The following is a 17,065-nucleotide window of genomic DNA, read 5'->3' on the forward strand; positions in this document are numbered from 1 at the left end:
AAGCTGCGGGTTCGTGTGTGGCGGGGTGGGTCGCGCACGCTTTTCGACGCCGGCGGGCGCGGGCGTGCGCCCCCGGGACCCCAAAACCCGCTGCCCCTCTCCGGGCGCCCCCCCCGCCCGCTCCTACAAGCACCCCATGGAACCGGCGAACAGGCTCTACGTAGCCTTGGTCCCAACCGCCATCACCGTGATCGCCAGCGGCCCCAGCTGCAACTGCGTGTGCACGTGCCAGCCCAGGCTCAGGTACCAGTCCACCATGGGTACTTCGCAGTACAGATACAGCGTCGGCACCCCCAACGCGGCGGCCTGAGTGATGCAATGACGCACCAGCTGCGCGCCAACGCCCTGGCCGCGTGCGCGCGGCTGCACATACAGCGAGGCAAGCCAGGGCGACCAGCCCCGGATCTGTTCGTGATCGTCGTGCAGCAGGCTCACCGAGCCCAGCCAGCCCTGCTCATCCTCCGCCAGCCATGTGCAGGGAATGGCGTCACGCTGTTGTGCGCGCAACTCGGCTTCGGCCTGGGCCAATGTCCAGTCCGGCAACAGCGTGCCGAAGGCCTGCACATGCGCAGCCGCGATTACCGGCAGCAGTTCGCCCCGGTCCTGGAGATTGATGATCTTCATCGGATTCAACTCAAGCCGCCACGCTCGCTAGCCTGTGCAATCAAGAATGCTAATCGCTCACGCGCTGGAACACACCCACGCCCAAGCCATCAAAGCGCGCGCCATCCTCCGCCTGCTCCAGCAGCAAGCCCATCGCTGCCGACTCGCACAGGCCCAGCGCGCAGCCGTCAAACAGCACCTGGTAACTGGGCCGCAGCGGCGGTTGCAAAGGCAGGCGCAGCGGCGCTTCCATGCCAGGGAAGTGCAGGCGCAGGCCAGTCACCACCTGTCCCGGCATCGGTGACGGAAAGCGATCGGTATTTTCCCCCGGCAACTTGCCTTCAGCGGCCAGTTCGCCCTGGGCCAGTTCCAACACCACCTGCACGCCTTCGCTGGCCACACCACTCATGGGATCGTGGAGATTCACATACAGTGGCCTGCCAGCTACGTGCGTGTCCGCCAGTTGCGCCTGCAGCTCCTCATGTTCGTCCTGGCCCCTGCGGTCAGCCGGGTTCGGATGTGCCTGCTGCAGGTCGGCAAGCAACTGCTGCAACTGCGCGCGCTCTGCCGACCTGAGTTCATACGGCACCAGTTGCACGGTGTCGGCGAGGTCATCGTGCGGATGCAGCAACAACATGCCGTCCACCAGCGACCATTGCCCCTTCGAACTGCGCGGCATGGGAGGCATCGCCAACTGCAACGCATAGCTCCCGCCGCCGTCCAACTCCAGGACGGAGCCCACAAAACCCTCTTCGACGATGCGATAACGCCCTGCCAGCGCCTGTGGCGTACAGGCATCCCCCACGCAGGAAGTTGGATTGCGCTGCGTTTGATCCAGCGCGGCGGCAGCGTTGAAAGCCTGCTGCGCAGCCAGCCGAGCGCGCTCGGCCAGATCAGAGGGGCGGGACTGCGCCTGCGCCGCCAATGCCAGCCACAGCACGGCCACAGCCAGTCCATTGCGTGAAAGCCGCCGCCCCCTTGATTGCATCGCCACTTCGGCCTCCCTACCGAGCCAACGGACCGATCAGCGCTTGCCGCTCTTGCCTGCCCGTGCCGCTTCCGCCCGCGCATTCGCCAACAACGGCAGCTGACCCTCGTCACTGGAATGATCCCGCTCGAGCTTCTCGATCTCGTCGCGGAAATCGGCCACGTCCTCGAAACTGCGGTACACGGAGGCAAAACGCACGTAGCCCACATGGTCGAGCTTGCGCAGCTCGTCCATCACGAAACCGCCCACCTTGATGGAGGGCACCTCGCGCTCGCCGCACATGCGCAACTGGTGCACCACCGCGCGCACCGCCGCTTCGATGCGTTCTTCGGACACCGGGCGTTTCTGCAGCGCACGGTCAAAGCCCACGCGCAACTTGCGCGCGTCGAATGCTTCGCGGCCACCATCGCTCTTGATGATCACCGGCAGTTTCAGCTCGATGGTTTCCAACGTGCTGAAACGCTCACCGCATGCCTCGCAGCCACGCCGGCGCCGGATGGTGGCGCCGTCCTCGGAAACCCGCGAATCAATGACGCGGGTATCGATGTGCTGGCAGAAGGGACAATGCATTGTCAGGAACCCACAAAAAGGAACGAGGGACCCATGGGCGCAACCGCGTTATGCATTACCTGTCCCCCGTTCCTCATCGCTGTTTGCTCGCCTGTCAGCCGTAGACCGGGTACTTGCGGCACTGCGCGCTGACCGCATCACGCACGCGCGCGATCACGGCTTCATCAGCCGGGGCGTCGAGCACGTCGGCAATCCAGTTGGCCAGGTCCACGCAGTCCGCTTCCACATAGCCGCGGGTGGTGATGGCCGGGGTGCCCAGGCGCAGGCCCGAGGTCACGAACGGCGAACGCGGGTCGTTGGGCACCGAGTTCTTGTTGACGGTGATGTGGGCCTTGCCCAGCGCGGCTTCGGCATCCTTGCCGGATACCTCCTTGCCGATCATGTCCACCAGCATCAGGTGGTTCTGGGTGCCGCCGGAGACGATCTTGTAGCCACGCGAAATCAGCGTGGTGGCCATCGCCTGGGCGTTCTTCACCACCTGCTGCTGGTAAGCCTTGAATTCCGGCTCCAGCGCTTCCTTGAAGGCCACCGCCTTGGCGGCGATGACGTGCATCAGCGGGCCACCCTGGATGCCGGGGAACACCACGGACTGCAGCTTCTTCTCGATCTCTTCGCCGGCGCCCTTGGCAATGATGATGCCGCCGCGCGGACCACGCAGGGTCTTGTGGGTGGTGGAGGTGACCACGTGCGCATGTTCGATCGGGCTCGGGTACACGCCGGCAGCGATCAGACCGGCGACGTGCGCCATGTCCACGAACAGGTAGGCACCGACCTTGTCGGCGATGGCGCGGAAGCGCGCCCAGTCGATGACCTGCGAATAAGCGGAGAAACCCGCCACCACCATCTTCGGCTTGTGCTCCAGGGCCAGGCGCTCGACCTCGTCATAGTCGATCAGGCCGGCTTCGTTCACGCCGTACTGCACGGCGTTGAAAATCTTGCCCGAGGCATTGACCTTGGCACCGTGGGTCAGGTGGCCGCCGTGGGCCAGGCTCATGCCCAGGATGGTGTCGCCCGGCTGCAGCAGCGCGAAGTACACGGCCTGGTTGGCCTGCGAACCGCTGTGCGGCTGCACGTTGGCGTAATCGGCACCGAACAGCTGCTTGAGGCGGTCGATGGCCAGCTTTTCAGCCACGTCCACATATTCACAGCCGCCGTAATAACGCTTGCCCGGGTAACCCTCGGCGTATTTGTTGGTCAGCTGGCTGCCCTGGGCTTCCATCACCATCGGGCTGGCGTAGTTTTCGCTGGCAATCAGCTCGACATGGTCTTCCTGGCGCTGGCATTCCTGGGCAATGGCCTTGGCCAACTCGGGATCGTAGGACTCGATACGGACATCACGCGAGAACATCACAGCTCCTGGTACGGGGGCGAGGGAGCTGCCGATTGTAGCCCGTTCCCGGCACCAAACCGCCCCTGTTCCCGCATTGCGGCGGCGGGCCGCTGCGCCAGACAAACCGTGACTTTAATCACAAAACCACCGAACTCCCTGAATCCGGTGAGGGCCGGCCTCCGGTTTTCGCGGTTAACCAAGTAAGCCGTCAGCTTTGCCAGGCGCACGGCACCCCTGAATGACAAGGAACACGCTGCAATGCCCTGCCCCGGCCGCCCGCTGTATTACCGCCCTTTCCGCACACTGCCACTGGCTGCAAGCCTGCTTGCACTGGCGCTGGCCACCGCCGCCGGCCAGCCAGCCTGGGCACAGCCGGCCGACGCCGCCGCGGGCAATGCCCACGTGGAGGCCACGTTGCAGATTGCCCGGGTCAGCGTGGAAGGCGTGGGCGAGCACCCGGCCAGCGGCATCAGCCAGGCCGCCATTGATGGCATCGCCAACCAGGCCTTGCGCGAAATCAGCCCAACATTGCCGGCGGCGCTGAATTTCGCGCAGATCCAGCAGATCAGCGCCCGCATCACCCAGGCCTACCGCGATGCCGGCTTCCTGGTATCGCTGGCCTACGTGCCGCCGCAGCAGATCGGCGACAGCCAGACGCTGACCCTGAAAGTCATGGAAGGCCGCGTCGGCCGGGTGCTGGTGCAAGGCAGCCAGCGATACCGCGAAGACCAGCTCACCGCCAGCAGCCTTGGGCTGATTGGCCGGCCGCTGCGCAAGGCCGAGCTGGACCGCGCCCTGCTCTACGCCCGCGACCTGCCCGGCGTGTCGGTCACCTCGGTACTGCAGCCAGGCCAGAACGAGGGCGAGACCGACATCATCCTGGTCGCCACCGACAGCGCGCGGCCTTACGAGATCACCGCCGGGCTGAGCAACCACGGCACCGACAGCACCGGCAAATACCGCGCCGAGCTGGGCGTGAGCGCGTTCAACGCGCTGGGCGCGGGTGACGTGCTGGCGGCCAGCGTCGGCTACGGGCTGAACCCGGCCGACAGCTGGCAGGCGGCGTTGTCGCTGAGCATTCCCTCGTCCCAGGTGGATGGCCTGAGCGCCATTGCCGGTGTCAGTCGCAGCGAAATGGAACTGAACTCCGGGCCGTTCGCCGCCCTCGGCATCAACGGCCCGACCACGCAGTTTTATGCCGGTGGCGATTGGAAGTTCATCCAGCGCACCGACCTGCAGGTGCAGGCCTCGGCCCGGCTGATCCACGAACAATCACGGCTCAAAGGCCTGGGCCTGGAGTTGTCGCGGCATGCCTTCAATGTGGTCGATGCGGGCCTGAGCCTGCGCCATACCGACCGCCGCTGGCGCGGCATCAACCTGGCGCAACTGTCGGTACGCAAATCCTTTGACGACCAATCTTCGCCGATGAACTGGCTGTATCCCGCCCACGCATCCTACTTCTGGGTCAGCCGCCTGACCGCTGCGCGCCTGCAGGCGCTGCCTGCCAACCAGCGCCTGCTGCTGCGCGGCAGCGCCCAGTTCACCGACGACGCGCTCACCCCACTGGAGCAGTTCAGCGTGGGCGGGCCGACCAGCGTGCGCGCCTATCCGCTGTCCGCCGCCTTGGGCGACCGCGGCGTGCAGGCCACGTTTGAGTACCAACTCAGTGCACCGGGTTTTGCCGACCGTGCTTCGCCGTTCAACGGCCGCCGCTGGGGCGATCTGCTGGAACTGTCGCTGTTCTACGACTGGGGCCGCACGTCCCCCGCCGCCGACAACCGCCGCCTCGGCATCCTGCCGACCACCCTGGAAGGCGCCGGCGTTGCGCTTGGCCTGCACCTCCCCTGGCAGCCCGCGCTGAAGCTGGACCTGAGCGCCGCTAAACCGACTGGCAGCTACCGCGCCCCCGATGCTGATGACGTCCAGGTGTGGGCGCGCATCGGCATGAATTTCTGAGGATCTGGACCATGAATCGCATCTACCGTCTTGTGTTCAACCACGCCCTGGGGCAAATCCAGGTGACCTCCGAAATCGGCGCTTCGCCACGCGCGACGACCGGCGTCAGCCGCCGTCTGCCCGCACATCTGCGCCTGCTGCCGTTGGCGCTGGCACTTGCTTGCGCTGGCGGGGCACAAGCCGTGGAGCTTCCGCAGGCTGGGAGCGCCACTGGCGCAACGATCGACTACGGCGCAGCCGGCTCGAACACGATGACGATCAGCCAAGCCCAAGCCAAAGCACTGATCACCTGGGGTAGCTTCAATATCGGCCAGGGTGGTGCCGTCGACATCTTCACCCCAGGTGCAAACAGCGTCACCTTGAACGTGGTGCACGGTGGGTCGCTCAGCAGCATTGATGGTGTGCTGACATCGAACGGTCATGTGTTTCTTATCAATCCTGCCGGCATTGCATTTGGTAGCAACGCGCAGGTGAATGTTGGTGGCCTGGTGGCCAGCTCGTTGAAGTGGAATGAGGTCGAACAGGGCGAGAAATATCAGTTCGACCAGACCGGCGCAGCAGCAAGCGTCAGCACTGCTGCAGGGGCGCAGATCACCAGCACTGGCCCGGTAGTGTTGATGGGAGCGTCTGTCTCCAATAGTGGTTCTATCGCTGGCAGCACGGTGAATCTGCTGTCAGCTGGCGGTGTCACTCTCCAGTACGACCCGCTGGAAGGCCTTACTGCGCTGTTGGGCGCAGCAACCAGTAGTTTGCCAGCCGGCACCTCTGCCGCCGTGAGCAACACCGGCTTCATCACGGCCGGCGGGGTCGTACTGCAGGCAAGATTGGATCCAGCGCTGGCAGCGTCGGCTATCAATCTCGGTGGCGTGGTAGAGGCGACGCAGCTGCTTTCTGCAGATGCTGTCGGCGGGGGGCTGCAAATATCAGGTGATGTCAACGCCGAAAGCATCCGATTTTCCGGTGACAAAGGCGTCAGCCAAAGTACCGGGCGCCTGGTCTCCAGCAGGGGGCTTGAGCTGGCCGTCACCGGCGACGCCGCACTGAGCAGTGCGACCAACGAAGTAGCCAGAATCGGCGGGGTAGTCAGCGGAAATCTTGCTTTGAGCAATTCCGTCGATCTCTCCCAGACCGGGGCGCTGGAGGTAGCGGGTACCACCACACTGAACAATGCATCCAAGGCTGTAGCGTTGACCAATGCCGGCAACCGCTTCGGCGGGAATGTATCGCTGAGTGGCGCAAATGTAGGCATCCGCGCCTCTGGCACGTTGGCCTTGGGCAATGTCCAGGTTAAGTCACTGAATGCAACCGCTGGATCCATATATTTGCCTGCCGCGATCAGTAGTACTGGGGGGCAGAATTACAACGGCGCCGTAGTGCTGGGCCAGAACACCAGTCTGTCCAGCGCACTGGGTGCAATCATATTCGGCGGAGTGATTGATGGCGCCCATGCCTTGTCGATCACAGCGCCCGGGTGGGTCAGTTTTGGTGGTGCGGTGGGAGGCTCAACAGCGCTGACGTCGCTGGATGTCTCCGATGCAGTGAGAATATTGTTGCCGTCGAACGTCACCACCACCGGCATGCAGCGCTACGGCGGTCCAGTTGACTTGTCGGGGACGACGTTTCTGAACAGCCAATCGGCAGGTGCCATCGACTTCAGCTCCACCATCAACGGCGCATATGGTTTGACCGTCAATACCGCGGGAGCCACCACCTTCACCGGCGTCATAGGTGGGACTGAAGCCCTTGCTTCGTTGACCACCGATGCAGCAGGTACTACCCGGTTTGGCGGCAATGTGCGAACAACGGGAAGCCAGACCTACGGCGATACCGTTTCGCTGGGCGGGCCTGTCACGCTGAGCAGCGCGGCGGCAGGCAATATCGCGTTCGGCAGCAGTGTCAGCGGCACGTCCGGCTTGACCGTCAACACCGCCGGGCAGACCGCATTTGGCGGCGCTGTAAACCTGGGTTCGCTGATCACCGATGCTGGTGGCACTACCCAGCTGGGCGGCAATGTGACCACCAGCGGCGCGCAGGCGTACGGCGACGGACTGGAACTGACTGGTGATGTCACGTTGGCCAGTACGCTTGGTGAGTCCATCAGTATCAATGCAGGTGCCAATGGCGGGCATGCACTGGCAGTAAACACGGCAGGAACCACTACGCTGGCTGGCGGTTTTGGCAGCACTACTGCATTGGCATCGCTTGCTACCGGCACAGGTGGCACGACGCGCTTGGCGGGTGTGTTCAATACTCTGCGTGACCAGGCTTATGGCGACAATGTCGTGCTATTCGGCGGCACCACGCTATCCAGTTCTGCCGGTTCCATCGGTTTCAGCGGTGCGGTGGACGGCACATATTCGCTGACGACAAGTGCAGCGGGGGCAACGCGGTTTTCGGGTGCTGTTGGGGCAACCAATGCACTGGCATCACTGGCAGTCTCTGCTGGGTCGTTCAGCGCGCAGGGCATCAGGACCAGCGGCAACCTCAGCCTCAACGTACTCGGCGGTATCGTGCAGGCTGGAGCTTACAACGTTGGCGGCGATGCCAGCTTCACTTCGGGCGGCGATCTAACGCTGACAAATGCTGGGAACCTATTCACAGGCAACGTATCGCTCCACGGCAGCACCGTCTCCATCAAGGCAAGCACCGCGCTGGACATCAGTCGGGCCCAGGCTACCAAGCTGAATGCAGATGCCGTGGGCGCGCTGGCACTGGATGACGCGACCATCGCAGGTGGTGGCGCCATTCTTAGCGGCAAGGCAATGTCGCTGGGTTCCATCACGGTTACCGATGGCGGCGGCCTGGGGGTTTCTGGCTCGTCCATCAGCCAATTCGGGGCACTGGACGTTTCGGGTGCAAGTGCATTCAACGCGGGTGCCGGCAACATCACATTGGGCGCCCTCAATGCGTTTGGCGGTCGTGTCGATCTGGTGGGCCGTGATGTCCTCATCAATGCAGGCAACCTGCTCAGACTGGGCAGTGTCAGTGCACGCAACCTGGATGTTGGTGCAGCGCAACTGCAATTTGGCAACAACATAATAACGACAGGCTACCAACGCTACGTCGGCGCACTTGGATTGACGCGTGACACCTCGCTGCTCGCGGGGGGAGATATGAGCTTTTCCGGCAGCATTGATGGGGGGTGGGGACTTACGCTGGACTCCATCGGCACGGTCCAAATTGCTGCAGATATAGGCCAATCGACAGCGCTCTCCAGCCTGTGGGTGTCCGGCCCAGCGGCCATCGATAGCGCAGTAACCACGATTGGCGAGCAGTGGTTCAACGACGCGTTGCAGTTGACGGGCGACAGCAGCCTGACCAGCTTGCAGGGCAACCTGACTCTGGCAGCCGTGGATGGCCCGCACGCATTGGCACTGAATGCAGACAATGGCGCGGTGCGTGTCGGATCGGTCGGCGCAAGCAATGCACTGACCCACCTGCAGGTCGACAGTGCCGCGCTCGGCTTCCTGGGGACATCGGTAACGACCCGCGGTGCGCAGCAGTACGACGCATCAGTGGTGATGACCAAGGACGTGGCCCTTGCCAGTACCGGAGCAGGCGACATCGGGTTTGGCGGCAGCATTGACGGTGGCTATGCACTGCGGGTCAATACAGCCGGTGCGACCCGCTTTGGCGGAACGGTAGGAGGGGTGGTCGCGCTGGCATCGCTGACGACGGATGCCGCCGGCACTACCGAGCTGGGCGGTGGGGTCACTGCAAGTGGCGACATTGCATTCAATGATGCGGTCAGCCTGAGAGCACTCACCAGCGTGCGCAGCCAGAACGGTACAACGACCTTCGGAAGCACCGTTGTCGGGCCTTGGGCACTGGCCGCAACAGGTGGTGCCGGCACCGCATTCGGAGGCGCGGTCGATGTGCGGAGTCTGCTGGTACAAGGTGGCGGCACCACGATGCTGGGAGGCGACGTAAGCGTCGATACCAGCGCCGTGTTCAATCGTCCCGTTTTATTGACCGATGATGTGACCGTGGACGCGGGGATGGTTTCCTTTGCGGGCGGGATCAACGGTGCGCATGCACTGGACATCAACGCCAGTGGTGCGGTGACCATCGGCGACCACGTTGGCGCGACTACTGCGTTGGACGCGTTGGCCGTGCGCGGCGCATCGCTGAATGCCATGGGCATCACGACAACCGGCAACCTTGCCGTGGATGTTGTCGGTGACATCACCCAGGCAGCCGCGTATTCGGTGGGAGGTTCTGCCAACCTCAAATCGCAGGGCAACATCACCCTGGGCAACGGCGGCAACCGCTTCAGTGGCGTGGTATCTCTGAACGGTGGCGCGGTACAGATAAACAATGCGTCTGGACTGGACCTGGATGCTGTACAGGCTGACAGCATTGTTGCTACCGCCAATGGCAGGCTGGACCTTGGCAATGCCTCGATTGCCGGAAACACCACGTTGTCGGGCAGCAGGATCGTCTTCGACAATGCCGCGATCCTTGGCAACCTGAGCGCAAACAGTGGCAGCGCCATCGAACAGACCGGACGTTTGACCGTCGCCGGCACCAGCCAGCTCAATGCCGTGGGCGACATCACGTTGGCCACTGCACTGAACGCGTTCGGCGGTGTGGTCGAAGCACGCGGTGCAGATGTGGAGATCGCCACCTCAAACGCGCTTTCAATGGGCAGCGTCCATGCTGACAACCTGAACGTCAGCGCCACCGGGAATCTGCAGCTCACTGGCCCGATCATCGCGGACAACGTTGATCTTGCAACGGATGGCAACTTCGACAATCGCGCCGGCGCCAACGCGATCCAATTGAATGGCAATGGCCGTTGGCATATCTACCTGAGATCTCCAACGTCCGCGCACAACTTCGGCAACCTGGACAGCGGCAACACCGCCATCTGGAATACCAGCGCATTCGCGGGAATCTCTGCGGCTGGCAATCGCTACCTGTTTGCCTGGCAGCCGACCCTGACCGTGACAGGCGCAGTACTTCACAAAATCTATGGCGACGCCGCTGACCTGACCAACGCCTTCACCACCAGCGGCTTGATGGGCGGCGTGGCCGGTGCGTATCTCGGCGACAGTTTTGCCGGGGTGTTTTCAGGCATGCCGCACCTCACCTCGACAGGCGCAGGCAGCCACGTCAACGCTTCCACGTCGCCACATGCGATTGATGTAACCCAAGGCACCCTGGATGCCGGCAGCTCCGGCTACGCACTGACGTTCGCTCCGGGGCAATTGTTCGTAGACCGCAGGGCACTCAACATCACCGCGCAGAATGGCAACAAGACCTACGGACAGAACGGCGGCTTGGCTGGCTACCGCGTGGATGGCTTGGTCAACAGCGATGCCGTGTCATCGGTCGATATCAGCAGCAACGGCACTGCCGCCACCGCCAACGTTGGCGACTACACCATCACCGCCCGCAACGGCGATGGCACCGGCCTGTCCAACTATGACATCACTTACATCGATGGCGTGCTGTCCATCGGCAAGGCCGGGCTGACCATCACTGCAGGAAACGGCAGCAAGACTTATGGCCAAAACGGTGGATTGAACGGCTACCGCGTTGATGGCTTGCTCAACAACGACAACGTGTCATCGGTTGATCTGGGCAGCAATGGCAGCGCCGCCACCGCCAACGTCGGCGACTACACCATCACCGCCAGCAACGCCGATGGCACCGGCCTGTCCAACTACGACATCACTTACACCGACGGCGTGCTGTCCATCGGCAAGGCCGGGCTGACAATTACGGCAGGAAACGGCAGCAAGACCTATGGCCAGAACGGTGGCCTCGGTGGCTATGTCGTCGACGGTCTGCTCAATAGCGATGCCGTGTCATCGGTTGATCTCCGCAGCAACGGCAGCGCCGCCACCGCCAACGTCGGCGACTACACCATCACTGCCCGCAATGCCGATGGCACCGGCTTGTCGAACTACGACATCACCTATGCCGACGGCGTGCTGTCCATCGGCAAGGCCGGGTTGACCATCACGGCCAACAACGGTGGCAAGACTTATGGCCAGAACGGCGGATTGAACGGCTACCGCGTGGATGGCTTGGTCAACAACGATGCCGTGTCGTCGGTCGATATCGGCAGCAACGGCAGCGCCGCCACCGCCAACGTCGGCGACTACATCATCACCGCCAGCAACGCCAATGGCACCGGCCTGTCCAACTACGACATCACCTACACCGACGGCGTGCTCTCCATCGGCAAGGCCGGGCTGACCATCACCGCCAACAACGGCAGCAAGTATGTCGGCCAGTCAACGCTGTTCAACGGCTACACCGCAGATGGTCTGGTCAATGGCGACACGCTCGATGGCGTCAAGCTGTCCAGCAATGGCAGCAGCGTGAACGCCCAGCCTGGCACCTACAGCATCGTTGCCAGCGATGCGCAGGGCGCCCAGCTCGGCAACTACGACATCAGCTACCGCGAAGGAACCCTGGAGGTCGTCGGCGTACCCACCGCGCGTGGCACGCAGATTGGCCGTGAGGTGGCCGCAAACCTGAACAAACCCTCCCCCACCGCACTCAGCGACGGGTCCGCTGCGTCGCTATACCGGCTGACCGATTCGGCCATCAAGCCGGCCAGCGACGCATGTACATCCCTTGGGGAAGTCCGTTGCCTCACCCGGCAGCCGGAATGACGGCCGGTTGCTGAAACGGAAAAGGCGCATCTTTCGATGCGCCTTTTCTCTGTGTGACGGTCTACACGCGGCTCAATGGTTGAGCACGATGTCGGCAATGATGCCGGTGGCGATGGCCACCATCAGCATGTTGCCGCGGTCATCGCGGATCCAGCGGTGGCCGTGTGGCGGGCGGCGCACGTGGTAGCGGTCGTAATCATTGATCACGTACACCGGGCCGCCGTAGTAGTTGCTGTAGCGGTGGCCACGCTGGAAACCATAGGGGCGGTACACCACGCGTGCCGGCGGGGCGTAATAACGGCGGTCGTTGTAGCGGGCGTCGCGATAACCCTCGCGGTAGCCGTTGCGGTAGTGGCGGCGGTCATCACGCCATTCGCGGCGGTCATGCCGATCGTGGCCCCGGCCACGATCATGGCCACGGCCTCGGTCATCCCAACCGTGGCGGCCCCGGTCATCGTCCCGGTCGCCTGCGGCAAAGGCCGGAGCGGTGGCACCAAAAGCCATCAGGGTGGTCATCGCGGCGACAACTAGGCGGTTCATCTTCATGGGTGGCCTTCGCAGGTTGGGTGGACGGTTTCCATCATGCTCACACGATATGAACGGATTCCGGCTGGAATCGCTTACATGGTTTCCCATTCACAAATCAGCAAGCCGCTCCGCCCCAGCCGGCCTGCGTGGGCTTGCGGCTATAATTGCCCATTCCCTTCTGCCTTGGGCCCTGTCCAGTCCCGGACCGGGGGCGGGCGTGCGCTACGGAGACTTCATGTCCTCGCAATACATCTACACCATGAACCGCGTCAGCAAGGTGGTCCCGCCCAAGCGGCAGATCATCAAGGACATCTCGCTGTCGTTCTTCCCGGGCGCCAAGATCGGCCTGTTGGGCCTGAACGGCGCCGGCAAGTCCACCGTGCTGAAGATCATGGCCGGCGTGGACACCGATTTCGAGGGCGAAGCCCGCCCGCAGGCCGGCATCAAGGTCGGCTACCTGGAGCAGGAACCGCGCCTGGACCCGGCCCAGACCGTGCGTGAAGCGGTCGAGGAAGGCGTGGGCGAAGTGCTGCAGGCCCAGGCCGCGCTGGACAAGATCTACGACGCCTATGCCGAGGAAGGCGCCGATTTCGATGCATTGGCAAAGGAACAGGAGCGCCTGGAGGCGATCCTGGCCGCTGGCGATGCCCACACCCTGGAAAACCAGCTGGACGTGGCCGCCGACGCGCTGCGCCTGCCGCCGTGGGACGCGGTGATCGGCAACCTGTCCGGCGGCGAGAAGCGCCGCGTGGCGCTGTGCCGCCTGCTGCTGCAGAAGCCGGACATGCTGCTGCTCGACGAACCAACCAACCACCTGGACGCCGAGTCGGTGGAATGGCTGGAGCAGTTCCTGGCGCGCTACACCGGCACCGTGGTGGCCGTCACCCATGATCGCTACTTCCTGGACAACGCCGCTGAGTGGATTCTGGAACTGGACCGCGGTCGCGGCATTCCGTGGAAGGGCAACTACACCGAATGGTTGATGCAGAAGGACGAGCGCCTGAAGCAGGAAGACAACCAGGAAAAGGCCCGCCAGAAGGCGATCCAGAAGGAACTGGAGTGGTCGCGGCAGAACGCCAAGGGTGGCCGCACCAAGGGCAAGGCCCGTCTGGCCCGCCTGGAAGAGCTGCAGAGCGTTGACTACCAGAAGCGCAACGAGACCAATGAAATCTTCATCCCGCCGGGCGAGCGCCTGGGCAACTCGGTGATGGAGTTCAAGAACGTCTCCAAGAAGTTCGGCGAGCGCCTGCTGATCGACAACCTGTCGATGATCATCCCGCCCGGTGCCATCGTCGGCATCATCGGCCCGAACGGCGCCGGTAAGTCGACCCTGTTCAAGATGATCACCGGCCAGGAAAAGCCGGATTCGGGCGAGATCGTGGTCGGCCCGACCGTCAAGCTGTCCTACGTGGACCAGAGCCGCGACGCGCTGACCGGCAACCACAACGTGTTCCAGGAAATCGCTGGCGGCCTGGACATCCTCAACATCAACGGCATCGAGATCCAGTCGCGCGCCTATATCGGCCGCTTCAACTTCAAGGGCCAGGACCAGCAGAAGATGGTCGGCTCGCTGTCCGGCGGTGAACGTGGCCGCCTGCACATGGCCAAGACCCTGCTGCAGGGTGGCAACGTGCTGCTGCTCGACGAACCGTCCAACGACCTGGACATCGAAACCCTGCGTGCGCTGGAAGATGCGTTGCTGGAATTCCCGGGCAACACCTTCGTCATTTCGCATGACCGCTGGTTCCTGGATCGTATCGCCACGCACATCATTGCCTTCGAGGGCGACTCGCACGTGGAGTTCTTCCAGGGCAACTACCGCGAGTACGAAGAGGACAAGAAGCGTCGCCTCGGCGACGATGCCGGTCCCAAGCGCCTGCGCTTCAAGGCGCTGAAGTAAACCTGCAAGACGACGGCCGCCCAGTGCGGCCGTCTGCTTTTCAGTCCGGCCACATTGGCTGCCGGGCATTGTGGTTCCCTCTCCCCAACCCCTCTCCCGTAAAGGGAGAGGGGCTTCAAGCTGCAATTGCAGGCAAATACCCGGCCTGCAGGATCCAAGCCCCCTCCCTTTACGGGAGAGGGGGGCTTTCAAGCTGCGATCGCAGGCAGATACCGGCCTGCAGGATCCGAGCCCCTCTCCCTTTACGGGAGAGGGGTTGGGGAGAGGGCAAGCACTGCGCGGGAAACCGCCATCGTTATGCTTTAGTCAAAAAGCTGAAGAGCGGGTGGAGCTCCCCCTCTTCCGCCCCTTCGGGGCACCTTCTCCCGCGGGCGGGAGAAGGACAGCCAGTTCCTCCTGCCCGTCGGAATTCCCCATGTCCCTGCTCGAACGCCTCTTCAAACTGCAGCAACACGGCACCAGCGTCCGCACCGAAGTGCTGGCCGGCCTGACCACCTTCCTGACGATGTCCTACATCGTCTTCGTCAACCCGGAAATCCTCGGCACCACCGGCATGGACCCGGGCGCGGTGTTCGTGGCGACCTGCCTGGCTGCAGCAGTGGGGTCGGCGGTGATGGCACTGGCGGCCAACTTCCCGGTCGGCATGGCGCCAGGCATGGGCTTGAATGCGTTTTTTGCTTTCACCGTGGTCGGTGCGGCCGGCTTGCCGTGGCAACAGGCGCTGGCGGCGGTGTTCATTTCCGGGCTCCTGTTCTGGGTGCTGACCTTGACCGGCGTGCGCGCGTGGCTGGTGGCCGGCATCCCCTCGTCGCTGCGCTCGGCCATCGTGGCCGGCATCGGCTTGTTCCTGGCCATCATTGCGTTGCAGAAATCCAACGTGATCGTCGCCAACGAAGACACCATGCTCACCCTCGGGCCGCTCAATACCGCACCGCCATTGCTGGCGCTGGGCGGCTTTCTGCTGATATCGGTACTGGAGGCGCGCAAGGTACGCGGCGCGATCCTGATCGGCATCCTCGCCGTCACCGGCGTGGCCTGGGCCATCGGCAACGTGCAATACCAGGGCATCGTGTCGCTGCCGCCCAGCCTTGCCCCGACCTTCCTGCAGCTGGACCTGCCCGGCCTGCTGCACCACGACGGCGGCGCGCCGCTGGCGGTGCTGCTGCAGGTGGTGCTGGTGTTCGTGCTGGTGGAAGTGTTTGATGCCACCGGCACGCTGTACGGCGTGGTCGGCCGGGCCGGCCTGTTGAAGCTGGCCGACGGCAAGAAGCGTTTTGGCCGCGCCCTGCTGGCCGACAGCAGCGCGATTGTCGCCGGCTCGCTGCTGGGCACCAGTTCCACCACCGCCTTCGCCGAAAGCGCCTCCGGCGTGCAGGTCGGTGGCCGCACCGGGCTGACTGCGCTGGTGGTCGCCGCGTTGTTCCTGGCCGCGTTGTTGTTCTCGCCACTGGCGGCGATGGTGCCGTCCTACGCCACCGCACCGGCGCTGTTGTTCGTGGCCGGGCTGATGCTGCGCGAGCTGGTGGAAGTGAAATGGGACGACCTCACCGAGTCGGTCCCGGCCGCACTGTGTGCGCTGGCCATGCCGTTCACCTACTCCATTGCCAATGGCCTGGCCTTCGGCTTCATCGCCTATGCTGCGCTGAAGGCCGGCACCGGGCGCTGGCGCGAGGTGCGCCCGGCGGTATGGCTGGTGGCCGGCTTGTTTGTGCTGCGTTACGCGCTGGAGTGAACCGCGCTGCGATGCGGCTGGCTCACGCTCGCCACGTCACCACGATCGTTGCAACCAGCACCAGCAAGGTGCTGGTGACCGAGAACACCCCCAGCGCCACCACCGTGCGCCACAACGTGGACAGCAATGGGCGCGTGGCGAAGAACTGCATCAACGAAGCAGCGCTGTAGATCATGCCCATCAGGCCCGCCAACGACTGCGCATAGGGCAGCCAGCGGTACAGCGGGATCAGCAGGAGCCAGATGACGAAGGTCTGCACGGTCAACAGGGTGGTTATCACCAGCCACTCCGGGTAGTTCAACCTGCTGAAACGGCGGAACACCAGCCAGAACGTCAGCGCCTCGAATGGCAACAGCATCAGCGTGAACGCCGCGAAATGCCCACTGATCCACTCGCCCACCGTTCGCGAAGCCAGCATGAACTGCTGCAGCTGCTCAGGTACCGCCTGGCCTGTGGCAATGGCCTGGTGAGCGCCCCCGTCGATCAGGCTGCCGCCGCTGACCAGCTTGTTGAGCAGCACCACCGCCGCCGACATCATCGTGATCAGCAACAACGGTTTGACCTGGTTGCCGCGCCGCCCCTCGATGTAATCGCGCAACAGCACCCCCGGCCGCAGCATCAACTGCTTGAGCGAATACAGGATGCCGCGGTCCATGTGCAGCACGCTGTGCTCCAGCTCATGGCCGAGGAAGTGCCAGTCGATGCGATGCACCGGCGTGGGCTGGCCGCAGTTTGGGCAGAATTTCTGCCCGGTGCCGGCAACGGCCCACTCACAATTGATACACCTGCTGTTGTCGTGCATCCCCATGCAGCCTTCCCCGATGGCAAG

The 17,065-nt window shown here is 63.7% G+C and carries 10 protein-coding genes; 4 read left to right on the forward strand and 6 right to left on the reverse strand.

Annotation, left to right across the window (positions count from 1 at the left end):
• Positions 1-156: 156 nt before the first annotated feature.
• The 4 genes from ACVOLO_RS13215 to glyA all read right to left on the reverse strand — a co-directional run bounded on the left by ACVOLO_RS13215 (position 157) and on the right by glyA (position 3,509).
• Positions 157-624 carry a GNAT family N-acetyltransferase gene (locus tag ACVOLO_RS13215; RefSeq protein WP_481570772.1) on the reverse strand — a complete coding sequence of 156 codons (468 nt, stop codon included), beginning with the start codon at positions 622-624 and terminating at the stop codon, positions 157-159.
• A gap of 49 nt (positions 625-673) precedes the next feature.
• Positions 674-1,597 (reverse strand): hypothetical protein, encoded by a 924-nt coding sequence (locus ACVOLO_RS13220; protein WP_481570773.1) that lies wholly within the window; start codon positions 1,595-1,597, stop codon positions 674-676.
• Between the two features lie 30 nt (positions 1,598-1,627).
• Positions 1,628-2,161, reverse strand: a complete 534-nt coding sequence (nrdR, locus tag ACVOLO_RS13225; RefSeq protein ID WP_481570774.1) for a transcriptional regulator NrdR — start codon at positions 2,159-2,161, stop codon at positions 1,628-1,630.
• Between the two features lie 94 nt (positions 2,162-2,255).
• Complete coding sequence (gene glyA / locus ACVOLO_RS13230; RefSeq protein ID WP_481570775.1) at positions 2,256-3,509, reverse strand: serine hydroxymethyltransferase; 1,254 nt, start codon at positions 3,507-3,509, stop codon at positions 2,256-2,258.
• Positions 3,510-3,749: 240 nt separating this feature from the next.
• On the opposite strand from glyA, the gene ACVOLO_RS13235 reads away from it, so the two are divergent.
• On the forward strand, positions 3,750-5,447 hold the full coding sequence (locus tag ACVOLO_RS13235; protein ID WP_481570776.1) for a ShlB/FhaC/HecB family hemolysin secretion/activation protein: 1,698 nt from the start codon (positions 3,750-3,752) through the stop codon (positions 5,445-5,447).
• A gap of 11 nt (positions 5,448-5,458) precedes the next feature.
• Positions 5,459-12,076: an MBG domain-containing protein gene (locus tag ACVOLO_RS13240; protein WP_481570777.1), complete on the forward strand. Its 6,618-nt coding sequence runs from the start codon at positions 5,459-5,461 to the stop codon at positions 12,074-12,076.
• Positions 12,077-12,148: 72 nt separating this feature from the next.
• Here ACVOLO_RS13240 and ACVOLO_RS13245 read toward each other — a convergent pair whose 3' ends face one another.
• Positions 12,149-12,622 carry an RcnB family protein gene (locus ACVOLO_RS13245; RefSeq protein WP_481570778.1) on the reverse strand — a complete coding sequence of 158 codons (474 nt, stop codon included), beginning with the start codon at positions 12,620-12,622 and terminating at the stop codon, positions 12,149-12,151.
• Between the two features lie 217 nt (positions 12,623-12,839).
• Here ACVOLO_RS13245 and ettA point away from each other — a divergent pair, with 217 nt between their 5' ends.
• Together ettA and ACVOLO_RS13255 are read left to right on the forward strand one after the other, a co-directional pair.
• Positions 12,840-14,504, forward strand: coding sequence for an energy-dependent translational throttle protein EttA (gene ettA / locus ACVOLO_RS13250; RefSeq protein WP_481570779.1), 1,665 nt, complete (start codon positions 12,840-12,842; stop codon positions 14,502-14,504).
• A 415-nt stretch (positions 14,505-14,919) separates the two neighbouring features.
• Positions 14,920-16,236 (forward strand): NCS2 family permease, encoded by a 1,317-nt coding sequence (locus ACVOLO_RS13255; protein WP_481570780.1) that lies wholly within the window; start codon positions 14,920-14,922, stop codon positions 16,234-16,236.
• 22 nt (positions 16,237-16,258) lie between these two features.
• Here the strand turns inward: ACVOLO_RS13255 and ACVOLO_RS13260 are convergent, their stop codons facing one another.
• Entirely contained in the window at positions 16,259-17,044 is a 786-nt protein-coding gene (locus tag ACVOLO_RS13260) for a DUF3667 domain-containing protein (RefSeq protein ID WP_481570781.1), read from the reverse strand.
• Between the last annotated feature and the right edge of the window lie 21 nt (positions 17,045-17,065).

This window comes from Stenotrophomonas sp. STEN056 (assembly GCF_056759635.1).

Excerpts from the sequence above, each read along its gene's own strand:
- ACVOLO_RS13215 (WP_481570772.1), bottom strand. The coding sequence starts at position 624 with ATGAAGATCATCAATCTCCAGGACCGGGGCGAACTGCTGCCGGTAATC.
- ACVOLO_RS13235 (WP_481570776.1), top strand. The coding sequence starts at position 3,750 with ATGCCCTGCCCCGGCCGCCCGCTGTATTACCGCCCTTTCCGCACACTG.
- nrdR (WP_481570774.1), bottom strand. The coding sequence starts at position 2,161 with ATGCATTGTCCCTTCTGCCAGCACATCGATACCCGCGTCATTGATTCG.
- ACVOLO_RS13245 (WP_481570778.1), bottom strand. The coding sequence starts at position 12,622 with ATGAAGATGAACCGCCTAGTTGTCGCCGCGATGACCACCCTGATGGCT.
- glyA (WP_481570775.1), bottom strand. The coding sequence starts at position 3,509 with ATGTTCTCGCGTGATGTCCGTATCGAGTCCTACGATCCCGAGTTGGCC.
- ACVOLO_RS13260 (WP_481570781.1), bottom strand. The coding sequence starts at position 17,044 with ATGGGGATGCACGACAACAGCAGGTGTATCAATTGTGAGTGGGCCGTT.
- ettA (WP_481570779.1), top strand. The coding sequence starts at position 12,840 with ATGTCCTCGCAATACATCTACACCATGAACCGCGTCAGCAAGGTGGTC.
- ACVOLO_RS13255 (WP_481570780.1), top strand. The coding sequence starts at position 14,920 with ATGTCCCTGCTCGAACGCCTCTTCAAACTGCAGCAACACGGCACCAGC.
- ACVOLO_RS13240 (WP_481570777.1), top strand. The coding sequence starts at position 5,459 with ATGAATCGCATCTACCGTCTTGTGTTCAACCACGCCCTGGGGCAAATC.